Genomic DNA, 19,817 nt, shown 5'->3' on the forward strand with positions numbered 1-19,817 from the left:
TACCTTTAAGCTTGTTCTCCTACAGTTTCATCTTGAATTCCGAGCTCTTCTTTTAGCCATTCATAACCTTCTTCTTCTAAACGTTTTGCAAGTTCAGGTCCACCTGTTTTCACAATACGTCCTTGCATCATCACATGAACCACATCTGGTTTAATATAATTTAACAGTCTTTGATAGTGTGTAATGATTAATGTAGAGAAATTCTCTGAACGCATATCATTAATTGCATCAGAAACAATTTTCAATGCGTCAATATCAAGTCCTGAATCAATTTCGTCTAAAATAGCGATTTTTGGTTCTAATAGGCTCATTTGTAAAATTTCATTACGTTTTTTCTCACCGCCAGAAAAACCTTCGTTTAAGTAACGTTGTGCCATATTTTTATCTATTTCTAAAGCATCCAATTTCTTATCCATCTGCTTGATAAATTTCATTAAAGGAATTTCATTTCCTTCTCCACGAACTGCATTCATGGAAGAACGTAAGAAATCAGATGTCGTAACACCACTAATTTCACTAGGGTACTGCATTGCTAAGAATAAACCTGCACGCGCACGTTCATCTACTTCCATTTCTAATACGTCTTCTCCATCTAAATGAATACTTCCTTTTGTTACTTCATAACTTGGGTGCCCCATAATTGCGGAAGAAAGTGTTGATTTACCTGTTCCGTTTGGCCCCATGATAACATGGAATTCGCCACCCTTTATTGTAAGGTTAACCCCTTTTAATATTTCATTTCCTTCTACAGATACGTGAAGGTCTTTGATTTCTAAAGTAGATCCAGCCATATTGATACCTCCAAAGAAAAATAGTAGTCGTTTCTAGAATTATTTTATGTTCTTATTTTATTATCATTATAATTTTAATCCATTTAGATTATAATATCAAATGTTAGGGCTTTATAACGTAAAAATGCGATGAAATATGTTTTTTTAACGTTTTGGTTAGTTTTCTGTTTCTTGTTTTTTTCTAGATTTCATTTTCAATTACATTCAAAAACACTGTCTTATTGATAGAAAAAAATTGATGTCCCATTAAACAATAGAACATCAATTTCAGCATTTACCATATCTAATTTTATACTCATAGGATAACGCAAAGACAGGATTCTGTCAAAAATACTATTTATCAACAGGTACAACAGATCCCTTATATTCTTCTAAAATAAAGTCTTGGATTTCCTCTGAATGGAGCACATCAACTAACGTTTTTAATGCTTCATTATCTTTATCTTCTGAACGAATAGCAACAATATTAACATATGGTGAATCAGAATCTTCTAACGCAATCGCTTCTTCCATTGGGTTAATATCATGATCAAGTGCGAAGTTTGAGTTAATTAAAACCGCATCACCTTCATCATTTAAATACATTTGTACAAGCATTTCTGGTGATGTGGAGTCATCGAATTTGAAGTCTTTCGGATTTTCCACGATATCATCAATGACAGCCTCAGTTTTATCAATATCATCTTTTAATGTAATTAAACCTTTTGCTTCAAGTAAAGATAACATACGTCCGTGGTCAGCTACTGAACTACTTAATAAAATTGTTGCTCCTTCAGGCAATTCTTCTAAGCTTTCATGACGTTTGGAATAAATACCGATTGGCTCGATGTGGATTCCACCAGCATTTTCAAAATCATAACCGTGTTCTTTCTTCTGCAATTCGAAAAATGGAATATGTTGATAGAAGTTTGCTTCTAAGTCACCTGAGTCTAAGTCTTGGTTCGCCATTATATATTCTGTATACGTTTCAATTTGTAAATCAATGCCTTTTTCTTCTAAAATTGGCTTTGCTTTTTCTAAAATTGGAACGTGTGGATTTGGTGATGCACCCACTTTAAGTGTCGTTACTTCATTTGAATCAGCAGTTTTATCATTTGATGTTGTGTCTTCCTTTTTATCTGCTCCACAAGCAGCAAGTCCGATAGCAACAAGTGCAATCAATATAAGTCGTACCCATTTCTTCATGTTTAATCTCCCCTTATTAAAATTTATAATAAAACTAGAAATTAGTATTATTAACGTTTGTCTACTTTAGCAGTAATCGTGTCTCCAATCCATTGAAGAAGAAAGACGATTGCCACAATAATGACGGTAGCTACGAGTGTAACGTCTGGATTATTACGCTGAAACCCATGTAAGAAAGCAAGATGACCCAAACCGCCTGCTCCAATAACCCCAGCCATCGCCGTATAACCAACAAGGGTTACGGATGTTACTGTAATTCCAGAAAAGATTGCTGGAGATGATTCTGGTAATAGCACCTTCCAAATGATTGTGCTCGTCTTTGCTCCCATTGACTTTGCAGCTTCAATGACACCTTTGTCTATCTCCCGTAGTCCGATAAGCACCATTCGTGCATAAAATGGAGCTGCACCAATTATCAATGCAGGAAGCGCTGCATTGGCCCCGCGGATAGAACCGAAAAAGAACTTTGTAAACGGAATAAGTAAAATAATTAAAATAATAAAAGGTATAGAACGAAAAATATTAACAATAGATCCCGTTAAAAAATGAACAATGTGATTTGCCCACATATTGTAGGGTGCTGTTAAAAACAGTAAAAGTCCAATCGCTAAGCCAATGATAAAAGTGAAAAAGGTAGACAATGCCGTCATATAAATCGTTTCATATGTTGCTTCCCACATTTGTACCCAATCTACATTAGGAAAAAATTGTTCGGTCAATGATGTTTTATCATTCGTTGTTTGTTGACCCATTGTTTAAAACCTCAGCTTTCACATCAATTGATTGTAAGTATTGCAATGCATCATGAATTTGCTTTGTTTCTCCATCAATATGTACGATTAATGTTCCATATGGTCCATCTTTCGTTTGGTTCATATTTCCATGGACAACACTTGCCGTCACTTGAAAGTTGCGAATAAGTTCCGTTAGTACTGGTTCTTCCGTTGTTTGACCAACAAAGGTAAGTTGAATGAGAGAACCATTTGGATAATGTTGAAAAATCGTCTCAAGCGTTGGTAACGTATCTTCAACCCCTGTTAATTGTGATACAAAACGTTTTGTAATCGTTTCTTGTGGATTTTGAAAAACATCGAGAACCTTTCCAGTCTCTACTATTTTTCCATCTTCCATGACAGCAACACGATGACATATCTTTTGAATGACATGCATTTCATGAGTGATGAGAACGATAGTAATTCCTAATCTTTCGTTTATATCAACAAGAAGATCTAAAATCGCATCAGTCGTTTCCGGGTCAAGTGCACTCGTCGCTTCGTCTCCAAGCAATACATCTGGTTCATTCGCTAAAGCTCTTGCAATACCAACTCTTTGTTTCTGTCCGCCAGAAAGTTGGCTCGGATAGGACTTTTCCCTTCCTTTTAAACCAACAAGTTCGATAAGATGGTGAACCCTTTGTTTCCTCTCCTTTTTTGGTACACCAGCAATTTCTAATGGAAATTCAATATTTTCTTCCACAGTTCTCGACCAAAGCAAATTAAAATGTTGAAAAATCATACTTACTTTTTGGCGCGCTATACGCAAACTTTCACCCTTCATATGTGAAAATTTTTTATCATTAACGAAAACTTCACCACTCGTCGGTTGTTCTAATCCATTTAACAGCCGAATAAACGTACTTTTTCCAGCTCCACTATATCCGATAACACCGAAGATTTCTCCCTTTTCTATATCTAATGTCAAATTATCAACCGCAACAATTTTCTTATCATTCACTGTAAATTCTTTACGGAGCTCTTTTATTGAAATCACTTAAAATCCTCCAATCATATCATCCTACGTCTAAATAAAAACGTCTTCCTGTTAAGAGAACAGAAAGACGTATAAATATCATCATTCGCTCTCTCATCTTCCAAAGCAGAGAACCACTTTGTAGGAATTAGCACCGTTTTAGGAAGTTCCCAAAGGTTGCCGCGGTTTCACAGGGCCTATCCCTCAACCGCTCTTGATAAGAGTATCTTTTATTTACTTGTTTAATATTAAGATATATCTTACTACTATTATTTCACTTTGTCAATAATTTTGTAATTCCTAAGAATCTTGGCGAAATAATTGAGGAGCATATTGTAATAAATACTGGTAAATATTTGGAATTGACCGAAAGACATAGATTTTTTCTTTAACTATACCTTCTTTTTTTATAAATAAGCATGGCACGCTTTCTACTTTATTTGTCTGCATAAAATCAGGATATAAAGAGGCATTCATTTCATAAAAAACATCTGTTTGATGTACTGATTCTATTTTATCCAACATTTCTCTTGCTACATGACAAGTACCACAAAATGGACTATGGATATATAATAAGTACGTATCTTTTTGTAAAATTTCTTCTGTTATTTGTATCATTCCATCACCCTAATTTTTAGCTTACAGAAAAATAGGGTTCACTTCAATATTTTTACTCAATAATGCATAGGCTAGTTCATCTTCTGGAGTGGTGGCTACTTCTTTATAATCTTTTTGGATGTATATATGTTCTGCATGCGGGAGTTCTCGTTGTAGTTGCTTACGTAGCTTCCATCCTGCCTCATCTTCATCTGCCATAATATATACATCGTGATCATCGAGTTGATAAACCTCTAATAATTCATCAAAACGTTCTACTCCAAGTGTACCGTGTGTACAAATGATGGTTACTTCTTCTGTAATAATTTTTTCTAATTGCTGTTTATCTGTTTTCCCCTCTACAATGATAATCTTATCAGGCTCTCCATCAATCATATTCAAGCACCTCACAACATATAATCATTCTAGGGTATTGTTCTATAAGAAAAAGCTGGCTTGACCCGTGGGCATGCCAGCCTTTTTATTAATAGGTATAATTAGTCCTCGTCAACCATTTCTTTGTAAGCATCACTAGACATTAATTCATCTAATTCAGATGCATTTGTTGGTTCAACAACAATCATCCATGCTTTTTCATATGGAGATTCATTTACAAATTCTGGACTATCTTCTAGTTCTTCGTTGATTTCCACTACTTTTCCACTAATTGGTGCATAAAGTTCAGAAACTGTTTTTACAGATTCTACACTACCAAATGGTTCATCTGCTTCAATTTCATCGCCTACTTCAGGTAATTCAACGAATACGATATCACCTAATTCGTCTTGAGCGAAATCAGTAATTCCAATACGTACATTTCCATCTTCTTTTTTTACCCATTCATGTTCTTCAGAATATAGTAGTTCTTTTGGTAAATTCATTGTTACATTCCCTCCATTCATTCACTTACCATTAATATACAAGTTTATAATCGATATTGCTAGTATTTCCTGTTGCAAAACAAGACATTTTAATCTGAGATTAACTGGCTGTATGATCTCCACTTCAAAAACTCAAGATACTGAGGAATTATAAGTGGAGAATCAACAGCCAGTAAAGGCCTGGTTCGCTCAACTAACAATCAGTGAGAGATGAAGAAAACTCCCACTGATTGAAGTTTCACTTTATCAAAAGGTTGTTGGTATTATGTCCATATTTCCGAAAAGTTCTCTTCTTTAAAACCAACTGTAACATGGCTCCCATCTGTCACAATTGGTCGTTTAATTAACATACCTTCTGATGCAAGGATTTCTGCCATATCTTCTGTTGTCATCTCTTTGATTTTATCTTTCATATTTAATTCCCGATATTTCTTTCCACTTGTATTGAAAAAGCGTTTCGGTGGTAAATCACTTTTTTCCATGTAGTTTAATAATTCCTCTTTTGTTGGGGGATTCTTTACTATATGTATGTCTTCAAATGCGATTTCATGTGCTTCTAACCATTTTTTTGCCTTTTTACATGTGTTGCAATTTGGATAACAATAAAATTTTAACGCCATTTCCTTTCCCTCCATTGTTAGATGTTACCATTATCTTAGCATGTTCTAAGATTTGTTTGAAGTAGGACTATTCAAAACACAATGGAGCTCTTTCCGGTTTTCGAAAAGAGCCCCTATATAATGGAGGATGACGATAATGATTTTTTAACTAATTACACAATATATTTTTCTGCGTCAATAATTTGATCAGCAATTTCACGTTTTTTGGCAATGACGTTTGTTGGTGTATGACGAGTTAGTTTACGTAATGATGATAGCATCATACGTAATGTATCCCCTTCTTCCACAGCGATTAGGATTTCTTTTGCATCATTCTCGATACGGTTAAATGCTTCCTGTACATATACTTGGGTGTATAGAAGCTTTTGTTTGTTTTTCTCTTCACCAGATGTCTGGATAGCTTTTTCTGTACGAAGCACAGCAGATTCCATATTATACACTTCTGCCGTCATATCCGCTAAGTTAGCCAAGATTTCTTGTTCATTTTCTAGTTTTTCCATATATTTCTGTGCAGCGAGACCTGCTCCTAAAAGAACCATTTTCTTCGCGTTTCGTACTAAATATTTTTCTTGTTCTAGTGGTTCTGTTCCAACTTCTTCTGGCATCATCATTACAAGCTCTTCTTGTAAGCTTTGTGCTTTTTGCAGAAGAGGTAGTTCACCTTTCATTGCTTTTTTCAATAATGTTCCTGGAACGATTAAACGATTAATTTCGTTTGTCCCTTCAAAAATACGGTTAATCCGAGAGTCACGATACATGCGCTCTACTTCATACTCCTGCATGAATCCATAGCCACCATGTAATTGTACAGCCTCATCCGCTGCTTCATCAAGACATTCGGTAGCCATGTACTTATTCATGGAACATTCGATTTGATATTCAGCAATTGCTTTCGCAACTTCTCTACCATCTTTTAATTGTTCATCACTCATCGAGCCCATGCGTTGTTCAAAAAGACCAACTGTACGATATACTGCACTTTCATTGGCATACGTATTTGTTGCCATTGTCGCTAATTTTTCTTTTGTTAAATTGAAGCTTGAAATTGGTACACCAAATTGTTTACGTTCATTCACATATTTTGTTGCTAATTCAACAGAACGTTTGGATCCACCAACACCACCAATGGCTAATTTATATCGACCAACGTTAAGGATGTTAAATGCAATCTTATGTCCTTTTCCTTTTTCACCTAATAAGTTTTCCACTGGTACTTCTGCATCTTCTAACACTAATGTACGTGTGGAAGAACTCTTAATTCCCATTTTCTTTTCTTCTGGCCCTGTCGATACACCTGGATAGTCTCTTTCTACAATAAATGCACTAAAATGTTCCCCATCTACTTTAGCGTAAACAACAAACACATCAGCAAATGCAGAGTTTGTAATCCACTGTTTTTCTCCATTTAGTATATAATGTGTACCAGCTTCATTTAATACAGCTGTTGTTTTTGCGCCTAATGCATCTGATCCAGCACCTGGTTCAGTTAGAGCATAAGCAGCTAGCAGTTCACCTGTTGCTAGTTTTGGTAAATATTTTTTCTTTTGCTCATCATTACCGAAGAACACAATTGGCAATGTTCCAATTCCAACATGTGCTCCATGAGTGATAGAAAAACCACCAGCACGAGCAAATTTTTCAGTAATTAAGGAAGAGCTAATTTTATCTAAGCCTAAACCACCATATTCTTCTGGAATATCTGCACTCAATAAACCTAGTTCTCCTGCTTTTTTCAGTAAATCAACAGAGTTTTCGAATTCATGGTTTTCTAACTTATCAATAAGTGGTACTACATCACCAACAACAAAGTCTTCTGTTGTTTGTGCAATCATTTTATGTTCATCTGTAAAATCCTCAGGAGTAATAATATCCTCCCCACTTAATTCATCAACTAAAAATGATCCACCTTTAATCAATTTATCTTTCGTTTCACTCATAGTCCATCTTCCTTTCCTTTTCATATTTATTTAAATTAATTCAAATACTCCAGCAGCACCCATTCCTCCACCAATACACATGGTTACAAGTCCAAATTGAACATTTCTACGTTTCATTTCGTGCATTAGTGTCAGAGTTAATTTTGTTCCCGTTGCTCCTAACGGGTGACCAAGTGCAATTGCACCACCGTTAACATTCACAATTTCAGGATTTAAATCTAATGCTTGAATCACACGAAGAGACTGGGAAGCAAATGCTTCATTTAATTCAATTAGACCTATATCCTTTAACTCTAAACCGGCTAATTTCAATGCTTTCGGTATTGCCGCAACTGGGCCTACTCCCATAATTTCTGGTTCCACACCTGCAACAGCGAAAGAACGGAACTTAAGCATAGCTGTTAAACCTTCTGCTTTTGCCTTTTCATGATCCATGATCAGTACGGATCCTGCTCCATCACTCATTTGTGAAGAGTTTCCTGCTGTTACTGTTCCAGTTGTTGAAAATGCGGGGCGAAGTTTTGCCAATACCTCTGGACTTGTACCCGAACGAACTCCCTCATCTGTGTCAAAAATGAAAGATTTCTCTTTGATTTTTCCATCTGAACCAACATCACGGCTGGTTACTTCAACAGGAACAATCTCGTCTTTAAATTTACCCTCTTCTATTGCTTTGGCAGCACGCTTATGACTTTCGGTAGCAAATGCGTCTTGGTCTTTTCGTGAAATAGAAAATCGTTTCGCAACTTCCTCCGCAGTATGTCCCATTGACATGTAATATCCTGGGGCATTCTCCACAAGGGTTGGATTTGGTTTAATGACGTGCCCACCCATTGGGATTAAACTCATCGATTCTGCTCCACCTGCTATCATCGTATCTGCATTCCCTAGCATAATTCGTTCTGATGCATAGGCAATACTTTGTAAACCAGAAGAACAGTAACGATTAATTGTAATCCCAGGAACTTCATGACTTAATCCAGCGATACCAGCAATATTTCTTGCCATATTCATTCCTTGTTCTGCTTCTGGCATCGCACATCCAATAATGACATCATCAATATTCCCCTCATAATTACCTGCTCGTTTTAATGTTTCTTTTATTGTTAATGCAGCAAGATCATCTGGTCTGGAATGCGCAAGAGATCCACGAATCGCTTTTCCAACTGGTGTTCTTGATCCTGCTACAATTACCGCTTCCTTCATGTTAACTCCCCCTCTTCCTTAGTTTCGTAATGGTTTTCCTTTTACCAACATATGTTGCATTCGTTGTTGTGTCTTTGGTTCACCAATTAAGCTTAAAAAGGCTTCTCTTTCTAAATCTAGCATCACTTGTTCATCTATGAAACTTCCTTCTTTTATTCGTCCACCTGAAAGAACATACGCTAGTTTTTCCGCAATTTTCACATCATGTTCTGATGCATATCCACTATAATGTAAAGATTTTGCTCCCATTAGCATTGCTGCATAACCAGGGTCACCTACGACTGGAATTTTTTCACGTATTGGTGCTTGATATCCTGCACTACTTAATGAAAGTACTTTTTGTTTTGCATCATATAGTAAGTGGTCTGGGTTAGCACTAATTCCATCAAATCGATTTAAGAAACCATTTTCTCTTGCTTCTTCTGCAGATGTGGAAACAGCTGCTGTCGCAACCCGTTCAAATACTTTGTTCGCAACTTTTGATAAGTCAAAATCTACTCCTTGTGGCATATCACGTAGCATTTTTAAGTATAATTCTTTCGTTCCACCGCCACCTGGAATTAAACCGACACCTACCTCTACTAGACCGATATATGATTCAGCTGATGCTTGAACAGCTGCAGCTGGTAGTGTCACTTCTGCTCCTCCACCAAGTGTCATATTAAATGGTGCAGTTACTACTGGTTTGTTGGAGTATTTTATATTCATTGCCATGTTTTGGAACTGGCGAATAACTAAATCTAATTCAAAGAAATTATCATCTTGTGCTTCCATTAACATCAGTGCAAGATTTGCTCCAACACAAAAGTTCTTTCCTTGGTTACCGATGACAAGACCTTTGTAATTCTTATCTACTTCTTCAATTGATTCGTTAATCATTTGGATAACATCCAACCCAATAGCATTGTTAGGGGAGTGGAATTCTAATAATGCAACCCCATCACCTAAATCTATTAAACTTGCACCAGTATTCATTTTAATGACTCCATTTGTATCTTTTAACCGGTGTAAATGAATTTCTTTTTCATTAGATTCTTGTTGTTGATATTCTTTATTGTGGTAATAGAAAACGTTTGCATTTTCTGTTTTATAAAATGACTCTTTACCATCTTCTAATAAATCAAGAACCCATTTAGGCACTGTATCGCCTTCTTCTTGCATTCTTTCTACTGTAGCTTTGACTCCAATCGCATCCCAGATTTCAAATGGACCTTTCTTCCAACCAAAACCCCACTTCATTGCATTATCAATAGAGACAATATCATCTGCGATTTCACCAAGTAACTCCGCAGAATAAAGGAGCACTGGTTTTAAGATAGACCAAACAAATTCACTAGCTCGATCACCTTTTACAGAAAGCAAAGTTGTTAATTTTCTTTGGAAACCTTTTTGCTGTTTCGCCATTTCAGTTGCTTTTGTTTTTAGTTTTTTCCGTTCTTCATATTCCATTGTTTCTGGATTCAATTCTTCGATAATACTTCCTTTTTCTCCCTTTTTCTTTAAATAGAATCCTTGACCACTCTTCGCTCCTAACCACCCTTTTTCATGCATTTTTTGCATAAAGGTTGGAACTTCAAATACTTCCTTTTCTTTTCCATCTACTTGATCATAAACATTTTTTGCAACATGGATAAATGTGTCCAGACCGACAACATCTAATGTTCTAAATGTAGCACTTTTTGGTCGTCCAATCGTTGGACCAGTGACAGAATCGACTTCTCCAACAGAGTATCCACCTGCTATCATCTCTTGAACCGTTACCAATAACCCGTAAGTTCCAATTCGATTTGCGATAAAGTTTGGTGTGTCTTTTGCTAGGACAACTCCTTTTCCTAATACATCTTCACCAAATGTTTTCATAAACTGAACGACTTCATCTTTCGTATCCTTTGTAGGTATTACTTCTAATAATTTTAAATAGCGTGGCGGATTGAAAAAGTGTGTTCCTAGAAAATGTTCACGAAAATCCTCTGAGCGCCCTTCTGACATTGCTTCTACTGATATTCCAGATGTATTTGAACTTACAATCGATCCTTTTTTACGGTATTTATCAACATTAGCAAATACTTGCTGTTTAATTTCTAGATTTTCAACGACAACCTCAATAATCCAATCAACATCTTTTAATTTTTCCATATCGTCTTCCATATTACCAACTTCGATTAATTCTAAACTTTTCTTGGAAGTGATTGGTGATGGTTTTTGTTTTAAAAGTGCCTTTTTATTTTTTGCTGCTATCTTATTTCGAACAATTGGACTTTCTAAAGTTAAACCCTTTTTTTCTTCTTTCTCAGTTAATTCTCTTGGCACAATATCAAGTAATAATGTTGGGATACCAATATTCGCTAAATGAGCTGCGATTCCTGAACCCATGACACCAGAACCTAATACTGCGGCACGTTTAATAGATTGTTTCATGATTTATCCCCCAATCCATATTTTTGAATGAATACTCATTCATTTTTTAATCTAAAAGAAAGACGAACATCTTCCGTCTATATATTACTATAATGTATATTCAGATATTTCGCAACGATAATGCGATAATTTTTTAAAAATAATTCCTTTTTTAAAAAAAGATACCATTCAAGCTATGCGGCACGTAACTTCCGCCTTTAAAGCGGAAGTTTTTAGCCGCGATGTTAGCTAACATCCTGTTTTTGTTTTACATCTGTTCTGGTGCATGAACACCAATTAAACGTAATGCATTAGCAATCGTTATTCTAACTGCTTTCATGAATGCAAGGCGTGCTTTCGTTTGTTCTGGTTTTTCGTCATCTAAAACCTTTTCCGCATTATAATAACTATGCAATAATGTTGAAACATCAAATACATATTGCGTCACTTTATGTGGAATACGTTTTTCTGCTGCTTCACGAATTACTTGTGGGAATTCACCCAGTTTACGTAAAAGTTCTTCTTCTTTTTCAGATTTTAATAAAGAATAGTCTACAGCCCCATCTTCAAACCAACCTTTTTCTTCTGCTTGTTTTAACATTGTACAAATTCTTGCATGTGCATATTGAACATAAAAAACTGGGTTTTCAGTAGACTGTGATCTTGCTAAATCCATATCAAAGTCTAAATGGGAATCACCAGAACGCATACTAAAGAAATAACGCATGGCATCCTTCCCAACTTCTTCCATTAATTGACGAAGAGTTACAGCCTTTCCTGTACGTTTACTCATTTTCACCTTTTCGCCATTTTCAAATAAATTAACCATCTGAATAACTTCTACTTCTAATGTATCTTTTTCATACCCTAATGCTTGTATTGCTGCTTTCATTCTCGGAATATATCCATGATGATCAGCGCCCCAAATATTAATTAATGTTTTAAATCCACGGTCTAATTTATTCTTATGATAGGCAATATCTGGTGTTAAATATGTGTAACTTCCATCAGATTTTACTAATACCCGGTCCTTATCATCATGATATGCAGTTGATTCGAACCATGTTGCACCATCTTCTTCATAAATAAGATCTGTTTTTTGTAATTGGTTTAATGCTTCTGTTATTTTATCTTCTTCATATAAGCTCGTTTCAGAAAACCAATTGTCGAAAGTTACCCCAAACGCCGCTAAATCGCTTTTGATTTTATCTAATTCCAATTTTAATCCATGCTTACGAAAATGTTTGAGTCTTTCCTTTTCATCTACTTGAACCCATTTGTCTCCATCTTCTATAGCAAGCTGCTGACCTATTTTTTGAACATCTTTCCCATGATAGCCATCTTCGGGAATTTCCCAATCTTTTCCTAGAGCTTGCATATAGCGCGCCTCAACAGAACGTGCTAAGTTATCGATTTGATTCCCCGCATCATTAATATAATACTCCCGTTCCACTTGAAACCCAGCATAATCTAATACGTTACATAATGCATCACCATATGCTGCACCACGCGCATGACCTAGATGTAAGTCACCTGTTGGATTCGCTGATACAAATTCCACTTGAATCTTATGATTTTGTCCCTTATCCGAACGACCATATGTATCACCATTTTCGATAATGGTTGGAACAAGTTTCGTTAAAAAGGAATGGTCAATTGAAATATTAATAAACCCTGGACCAGCAATTTCAATATTTGTGATTCCCGCCTTTTCTCGATTGATTTCATTTACAATTGCTTCTGCTGTTTTTCTTGGCGCTTGTTTCGCTATTTTCGTTAATTGCATGGCGATGTTTGTCGCATAATCCCCATGTTCTTTGTTTTTAGGCTTTTCTAAAATAATATTTGGAATATCATTCTTCTCTGCAAGTTGAGTACGAATAACAGCTTCCATTATTTCTTCTTTTATTTGTTTTTCTATCGTTTGTAACATATCCATCCATTATTTCCTCCCAAAGAATCTTCTCATATATATTATGATTATAGCATTTTAAATGCATAAATATCCATCTTCACTAATGCTTTCCTATTTATAGTAACACACGTAAGAAAAATCAGGCTATGCTTTTAGTAAGGTTTTTATAAAGTGAAACTTCAATCAGGAGGAGTTTTCTTCACCTCCCACTGATTGTTAGTAGAACGAATCGGGTTTTTACTGGCTGTTGATTTCTACTTACACCTCTTAGGTATCTCCATTTATTGATGTGGAGGTCTTACAGCCGATTAAATCTGCAATAATTCATTAATCGTAACCATTACTATTTACAAATCGTACTCATTACGATATGATAGATTATATTAAAGTTTGAGGGGAGACAATCATGAAAAAATACGTAATACCATTTTTAGTTTTTACATTTATAGTATTAGCAGGATGTAGTGTCACTGAAGATAAGGAAAGTGACAAGCCAATTATTTATACCTCTATCTATCCTATCCAATATATTGTTGAACAAATTGCTGGGGATTTCGTTACAGTGAAATCTGTTTATCCACCTGGTGTTGATGCACATACATATGAACCTGCATCAAAAGATATCACTGAAATCGCCAAGGGAGATGCTTTTATTTATCTTGGTGCTGGGATGGAAAGCTTTGCAGAAACAACAAGAGATGCTCTTGAGTCACAAGACATTAGCTTTGTAGAAATTGGAGAAAATGAAGATATATTTATGGAGACAGAGGATCATGGACACGAACATGAAGATGAAGACGAGCACGAAGAGGGTCATGAACATGACCACCATCATGAAGGGGTTGATCCACATATATGGCTTGATCCATTGCGGATGGTTGAAATGGGAGAAATAATTAAAAATGAATTAGTTGAGCTGTACCCTGAAGAAAAAGATTATTTCAATAAAAATATGGACCAACTTGAAAAAGAACTTAAAACATTGGACACAGCATTTCATGACACATTAGATCACAAGAAAAATAAAAGCCTTTTGGTTACACATGCGGCATATGGATATTGGGAAGAGAAATATGGGATTGAACAAATATCAATTAATGGTCTTTCATCCAGTGATGAGCCATCCCAAAAAGAATTGACAAATATAGCAAAAATAGCGAAAGAAAGAGAATTACAGTACGTCATTTTTGACCAAGCCGGATCAAATCGTGTTTCACAAATAATCCAGGAGCATATTGGTGCAGAAAAACGTGTCATTCATAATTTAGAAGTATTGACAGAAGAAGACAGGAAGCAAAAGGAAGATTATATTTCTCTAATGGAAAAAAACTTACAAATACTTGATGAAGCAACAAAATAGGTTTACATTTAATCAGTGGTGTTTTTACACCACTGATTATTCATGCATGAGCTAGTGAACAAGCCATCACATCAATAACGTGGATTATGGAACTACTATTATTAGAAGATATTTTGTACTCTAAGCATCTATTCGTGACCGAGTCTTGCGAATTAATGAATTTTGGTCATGATTACCATTTATTCGTGACCAGGTCTTGCAAATTACTGAATTTTGGCCATGATTATCATTTATTCGTGACTGAGTCTTGCAAATTAATGAATTTTGGTCATGATTATCATTTATTCGTGACCAGGTCTTGCGAATTAATGAATTTTGGTCATGATTATGCTTATATGAAATTTATTTAAACTAAATTTAGAAACCTTCAAAAATGAAAGGGGCTTTTGCCATGTGCGAGTCGGTCATTCGGCTTAAAAATATTAACTTTTCTTATGGAAATCGGCAAATTTTAAAAAATGTACATTTGGATATTAAACGTGGGATGTTTATGGGATTAGTCGGACCAAATGGTGGTGGAAAAACAACATTAATAAAAATTATCCTTGGTCTATTAAAACCAGACAAGGGCTCCATTCATTTATTAAATCAACCAATGGAGCATTTTAAGGATTGGAATCGGATTGGTTTTGTATCACAAAAAGCAAACACATTTAATAAAGGTTTTCCTGCTACCGTTTTTGAAGTTGTTTCCATGGGATTAACTGCAAAAATAGGCTATTTTAAGTTTTTTAAAAAGCATCATAAACAAAAAGTATTATCAGCTATTAAACAAGTGGGAATGGAAAAATACACTTATCAGAATATCGGGGATTTATCTGGAGGGCAACAACAACGTGTATTCATTGCACGTGCCTTAGTAAGTGATCCAGAATTACTTATTTTAGATGAACCGACAGTAGGCATTGATTATAAAAATGTTGAACATTTTTATGAATTATTACATGACCTAAACAAAAATAATCAGTTAACATTATTACTTGTCACACATGATACAGGAGTAATGACGAAGTATGCTACAAATATTGCTTGTTTAAACAATTCCCTACATTTCCATGGAAATTCTGATGAATATACAGCATTATCAACAGAACAATTATCACAAATTTACGGTCATCCAGTGCAAGCAGTTGTTCATGACCATGATTAAGGAGGTCAAAAATGTTAGCTGATATTTTACAGTTTGATTTTTTACGTCATACATTTTTAACTGGATTATTAATTGGAATCATTGCCCCATTACTCGGAGCATTTCTTGTTGTTAGACGGCTCTCCTTGTTGGCAGATGCTTTATCACATGTAACGTTAGCCGGAATTTCATTTGGCTTGCTTGTACAAAAAACATGGGCTTTTTCCTTTTTAAATCCACTTTACGGTGGAATGGTTTTTTCAGTAATTGGGGCTGTTTTAATAGAAAAGTTACGGACAGTTTATAAGGGATATCAGGAAATTGGAATTCCGATTATTTTAAGTGGTGGGGTCGGATTAAGTGTTATTTTCATTTCATTAGCAAATGGTTTTAACACAGATCTATTCGGCTATTTATTTGGTTCCGTTTCAGCGGTAAGCCGCCAAGATTTTTTAACCATCGTAGGAATTTCCCTCGTAATTATTATCCTTATTCGTATTTTTTATAAGGAATTATTAACTTTATCATTTGATGAAGAACATGCAACCGTTTCAGGTATTCATTCTAGACGAATTCATTTTCTATTCATCATTCTAACAGCACTTGTTATTGCAGTTTCCATCCGAATTGTTGGTGTTTTACTTGTTTCTGCTTTAATGACACTCCCTGTTGCAAGTGCTATGAGACTTAGTCATAGTTTTAAGCAACTGATCATTCTATCTATTGTATTTGCGGAAATAGCTGTTATCATAGGATTAATTAGTGGATACTATTTAAGTATTCCACCTGGAGGTACCATTGTAGTTGTTGCCATTATTATTTTACTTCTATCTATCAGTTTAAAACAGTTTTCATATGTCTTAAAGAAAGAGAGATGAAGCAAATGAGTCTAAAAGAATCACTTGATATTTTAAAAGAAAATGGCTATAAAATGACGAAACGAAGAGAAGAAATACTTCACTTTTTCCAGAAAGAAGATAAGTACAAAACAGCTAAAGATTTATATGAATATATGGAATCTATTTATGAGGGGATTAGTTACGATACCGTATATCGCAATTTACATCTCTACCATAAATTAGGAATTTTAGAATCAACCGAATTAAATTCTGAGAAGCATTTTCGTTTAAGCTGTAGTGAGCATCATCATCATCATTTTATTTGTAAAGATTGTGGGACAACAAGAGAGATTAATGTCTGTCCAATGAATGATGTTGGTAACATGCTTCACAACTATCAAATTGACGGACACAAGTTTGAAATATATGGGCTTTGTCCAGCGTGTCAATAAGATATAATCTGTAAGAACATTTAGAATACCATTTAGCAAAATACAAAAGCCTCCACTTGTTTATATGGAGGCTTTTGCATTAGAGAAAATTATATTTAAGTAAAAAAAAGGATTCTAGTTTTTTAACTAGAATCCTTTTTTTATTCTTATTTTACGGGCGACGTACATGCCCATCAAATTTTTCTTTCCAGTATCCACTGCTCATACTTGCAACTGCTACACCTGTACTATTTTGTGCTCCGAGGAACTTTCCTCCACCAAGATAGATTCCAACATGTCCATTTGTTTTATATGTGTCGAAAAATACTAGATCACCTGGTTTTGCATTACTATATGAAACTTTTGTTCCAACACCTGACATTGCTGCAGTACTTGATGGTAAAGATTTACCTGCTTGTCCGTATGCCCATGATACAAAACCAGAACAGTCAAAGCCTCCTGGACCTTTACCCCCCCATACATATGGTGTACCTGTAACAGAATATCCAGCGCTAATTGCTGATCCCGTATTTGCTGCTGGTGCAGGGTTTGCTGTTGGTGCTGATGCTTTTGCTTTAGACTTTGTGCTATTTGAACTTGTACTGTTTGAACTTGATGATGTATTAGCATTTGTTGTTGCTACTTCTTCTGTTTCAGAAGAGTCTTGATTTGTTGTAGCTACATTCTCTACAACAGGTGTTCTACTTGCTTCGATTTCACCCATAATTTGTGATTCTAATGATGCTAAATCACTATCCTTCATTTGTAATTTTTCTTTTTTATTTACTAATTCTTCTTCTTTCTTTTTCAATGCTTTTTTACGTTTTTCATTTTCTTCTTTTTGTTCAATTATTAAATCTTGCATTCCTTTAAGATCAACTTCCATCTCTTCTAAATCAGCAAGTTTTCCTTCAACTTTTTGTTTATCAGCATCAATCTGATCAATTAATTTTTGATCGGATTCTGTAATTTTCGTTACGGCTGACACACGGCTAATAAAATCATTAAAATCTGATGATCCGAAGATAACATCAAGAAATCCAATATCTCCACCATTTTGCTGATACGATACAGCGCGCTGCTTTAAGATATCGAAACGCTCTTCAATTGCTTTATCTAGGACATCAATCTCGTCTTCTGTTTTTTCGATAGAATCTTTTGTTTCATCTATTTTCTTTTGGTTTTCTTTTAATGCTTTACTTGTAGTTTTAATTTCACCATTTATTTCTTTCAAATCTACTAAAATATTTGCAATTTCCTTTTCTGCTTTTGATAAATTTACTTTAACTTGAGAACGCTCATCTTGAACTTTCACTTGTTTATTTTCTAAATCTGTAACTGTTTCAGCATAGCTTGTTTGTGGTAAAAAAACACTCCCCAAACCAACCACTGTAACTGTAGCTACTGTAATAATTGACTTTTTCAATCCGTATTCCCCACTTTCTCATCAACTGCGAGTGATGATTATGTATATTTGATTTATTTCAATATGTATATAATTTGCAGTGTATAATTTTTAATCTATCATTTTTCTATCATACGGAGTATAACACGTGAAAATTTCACTCATGTTATAGTAATGTTACATTTATATTTCAATTACATAGATTAATAGACAAATGTTGATAGAATTGGCTTGCAAGTCTATTTTAAAAATAATGATGTAACAAAATTTTTTAATCAATTCCTGTTGAAAGTGGGAATAATTTCTATAAAACGATACAGTTTTAGCCAATTTTGACAAAAAAAACGATGTAATCTACATCGTTTTTTATCATAATTGGGATGCAATTAACTCATAGGAACGGTATCTTGCTTCATAGCTATGAGTGATTGTTAGAATCATCATTTCGTCTACTTGGTACATTTCTCGTAAAATCTCTAATTGTTGTTTCACTTGGGATGGGTTACCAACAATTTGTTTCTTTCTTGCCTTTCCAATCATTTCCCTGTCTTTTTCTGAGTAAGCGTAGTTTTTAGCTGCTTCAATGGTCGGAATAGCATGATTTTGATCTGCTTTTGTCTGTTGTACCTGCCATAGTTCTTGACTTAAGGCAAGTTCCCTGGCCTCTTTCTCTGTTTCTGCACAAATGGCAGATACGGCTAAAACAATTTTCGGTTTACTTTCTGGATAATGATGTATGAACTGTTCTTTATATGTTCTCACAATTTGTGGACCATTTTTATCTGTCATAAAATGGGCAAACGAATATGGAAGTCCTTTTTCAGCCGCCATTAAAGCACTTTTTTCACTTGTCCCCAATAACCAAACATCAGGTAAAACAGATGGTACTGGTTGTGGGGTTATTTTTGAAAACATATTTGTTTCAGGAAATCCATTTGTTTGAAATTGAATTAATTCATCTATTAATTCTGGATATTGACGTACTTTTTCAAGATAACGATCATTAAGGGCTGAGGTAGCTTCTGCTGATCCTCCTGGTGCACGTCCAATTCCTAAATCAACCCTTCCTGGGAACAGAGATGCTAATAAATTATACCGTTCAGCAATGTTAAACGGTTTATAATGTGGCAAAAGAACAGCTCCTGCTCCAATCCGAATCCTGTCCGTTTGTGCGCCTACATAGCTTAACATGATATCTGGTGCAGGACAGGAAAGGCCAGCCAAGTCATGATGCTCTGCAATCCAATACCGATGATATCCCAATTGTTCTGCTATTTGGGCTAATTGTAATGTTTGTTGTAGTGCTGTTTGTGGGGTTTCTCCCTCTGAAATTGGTATTTGGTCAAGAATACTTAGTTTCATTAAAAACTTCCTT

Annotated in this window: 18 protein-coding genes and 1 riboswitch; of the genes, 4 read left to right on the forward strand and 14 right to left on the reverse strand. The window is 35.0% G+C overall.

What is annotated here, in order from left to right; genetic code table 11:
- Positions 1-5: 5 nt before the first annotated feature.
- The 12 genes from sufC to argS form a co-directional block, all read right to left on the reverse strand.
- Positions 6-791 (reverse strand): Fe-S cluster assembly ATPase SufC, encoded by a 786-nt coding sequence (gene sufC / locus FHP05_RS07245; protein ID WP_147666608.1) that lies wholly within the window; start codon positions 789-791, stop codon positions 6-8.
- 333 nt (positions 792-1,124) lie between these two features.
- A complete protein-coding gene (locus FHP05_RS07250; RefSeq protein ID WP_147666610.1) occupies positions 1,125-1,976 on the reverse strand; it encodes a MetQ/NlpA family ABC transporter substrate-binding protein in 852 nt (283 codons plus the stop codon).
- 50 nt (positions 1,977-2,026) lie between these two features.
- The gene (locus FHP05_RS07255) at positions 2,027-2,728 is read right to left on the reverse strand and encodes a methionine ABC transporter permease (RefSeq protein WP_330998081.1); all 702 of its coding nucleotides are present in this window, start codon (positions 2,726-2,728) and stop codon (positions 2,027-2,029) included.
- Complete coding sequence (locus FHP05_RS07260; protein ID WP_147666612.1) at positions 2,706-3,746, reverse strand: methionine ABC transporter ATP-binding protein; 1,041 nt, start codon at positions 3,744-3,746, stop codon at positions 2,706-2,708. Before FHP05_RS07260 ends, FHP05_RS07255 begins: the two co-directional genes overlap by 23 nt.
- A gap of 90 nt (positions 3,747-3,836) precedes the next feature.
- Positions 3,837-3,949: riboswitch (SAM riboswitch) on the reverse strand.
- A gap of 76 nt (positions 3,950-4,025) precedes the next feature.
- Positions 4,026-4,343 carry a thioredoxin family protein gene (locus tag FHP05_RS07265; protein WP_147666614.1) on the reverse strand — a complete coding sequence of 106 codons (318 nt, stop codon included), beginning with the start codon at positions 4,341-4,343 and terminating at the stop codon, positions 4,026-4,028.
- 21 nt (positions 4,344-4,364) lie between these two features.
- Complete coding sequence (locus FHP05_RS07270; RefSeq protein WP_191126284.1) at positions 4,365-4,718, reverse strand: toprim domain-containing protein; 354 nt, start codon at positions 4,716-4,718, stop codon at positions 4,365-4,367.
- Positions 4,719-4,819: 101 nt separating this feature from the next.
- On the reverse strand, positions 4,820-5,203 hold the full coding sequence (gene gcvH, locus FHP05_RS07275) for a glycine cleavage system protein GcvH (RefSeq protein WP_147666616.1): 384 nt from the start codon (positions 5,201-5,203) through the stop codon (positions 4,820-4,822).
- Positions 5,204-5,466: 263 nt separating this feature from the next.
- Positions 5,467-5,823: an arsenate reductase family protein gene (locus FHP05_RS07280; protein ID WP_147666618.1), complete on the reverse strand. Its 357-nt coding sequence runs from the start codon at positions 5,821-5,823 to the stop codon at positions 5,467-5,469.
- A gap of 152 nt (positions 5,824-5,975) precedes the next feature.
- Complete coding sequence (locus tag FHP05_RS07285; RefSeq protein WP_147666620.1) at positions 5,976-7,760, reverse strand: acyl-CoA dehydrogenase family protein; 1,785 nt, start codon at positions 7,758-7,760, stop codon at positions 5,976-5,978.
- Positions 7,761-7,790: 30 nt separating this feature from the next.
- Positions 7,791-8,966, reverse strand: a complete 1,176-nt coding sequence (locus FHP05_RS07290; protein WP_147666622.1) for an acetyl-CoA C-acetyltransferase — start codon at positions 8,964-8,966, stop codon at positions 7,791-7,793.
- An 18-nt stretch (positions 8,967-8,984) separates the two neighbouring features.
- Positions 8,985-11,384, reverse strand: coding sequence for a 3-hydroxyacyl-CoA dehydrogenase/enoyl-CoA hydratase family protein (locus FHP05_RS07295; RefSeq protein WP_147666623.1), 2,400 nt, complete (start codon positions 11,382-11,384; stop codon positions 8,985-8,987).
- 247 nt (positions 11,385-11,631) lie between these two features.
- Positions 11,632-13,302: an arginine--tRNA ligase gene (gene argS, locus FHP05_RS07300; protein ID WP_147666625.1), complete on the reverse strand. Its 1,671-nt coding sequence runs from the start codon at positions 13,300-13,302 to the stop codon at positions 11,632-11,634.
- Positions 13,303-13,684: 382 nt separating this feature from the next.
- Here argS and FHP05_RS07305 point away from each other — a divergent pair, with 382 nt between their 5' ends.
- The 4 genes from FHP05_RS07305 (at position 13,685) to FHP05_RS07320 (ending at position 17,058) form a co-directional block, all read left to right on the forward strand.
- Positions 13,685-14,638, forward strand: a complete 954-nt coding sequence (locus FHP05_RS07305; protein WP_147666627.1) for a metal ABC transporter solute-binding protein, Zn/Mn family — start codon at positions 13,685-13,687, stop codon at positions 14,636-14,638.
- 391 nt (positions 14,639-15,029) lie between these two features.
- Entirely contained in the window at positions 15,030-15,788 is a 759-nt protein-coding gene (locus FHP05_RS07310; RefSeq protein ID WP_147666629.1) for a metal ABC transporter ATP-binding protein, read from the forward strand.
- A gap of 11 nt (positions 15,789-15,799) precedes the next feature.
- Entirely contained in the window at positions 15,800-16,645 is an 846-nt protein-coding gene (locus FHP05_RS07315) for a metal ABC transporter permease (protein WP_147666631.1), read from the forward strand.
- A 5-nt stretch (positions 16,646-16,650) separates the two neighbouring features.
- Positions 16,651-17,058 carry a Fur family transcriptional regulator gene (locus FHP05_RS07320; protein WP_147666633.1) on the forward strand — a complete coding sequence of 136 codons (408 nt, stop codon included), beginning with the start codon at positions 16,651-16,653 and terminating at the stop codon, positions 17,056-17,058.
- A gap of 151 nt (positions 17,059-17,209) precedes the next feature.
- Here the strand turns inward: FHP05_RS07320 and FHP05_RS07325 are convergent, their stop codons facing one another.
- Both FHP05_RS07325 and FHP05_RS07330 read right to left on the reverse strand, forming a co-directional pair.
- Entirely contained in the window at positions 17,210-18,463 is a 1,254-nt protein-coding gene (locus tag FHP05_RS07325; RefSeq protein WP_147666635.1) for a C40 family peptidase, read from the reverse strand.
- Positions 18,464-18,811: 348 nt separating this feature from the next.
- Positions 18,812-19,804: an LLM class flavin-dependent oxidoreductase gene (locus FHP05_RS07330; RefSeq protein WP_147666637.1), complete on the reverse strand. Its 993-nt coding sequence runs from the start codon at positions 19,802-19,804 to the stop codon at positions 18,812-18,814.
- Positions 19,805-19,817 lie beyond the last annotated feature (13 nt).

Origin of the sequence: Cerasibacillus terrae, from assembly GCF_008039555.1 — a bacterium.
GTDB lineage: Bacteria > Bacillota > Bacilli > Bacillales > Amphibacillaceae > Cerasibacillus > Cerasibacillus terrae.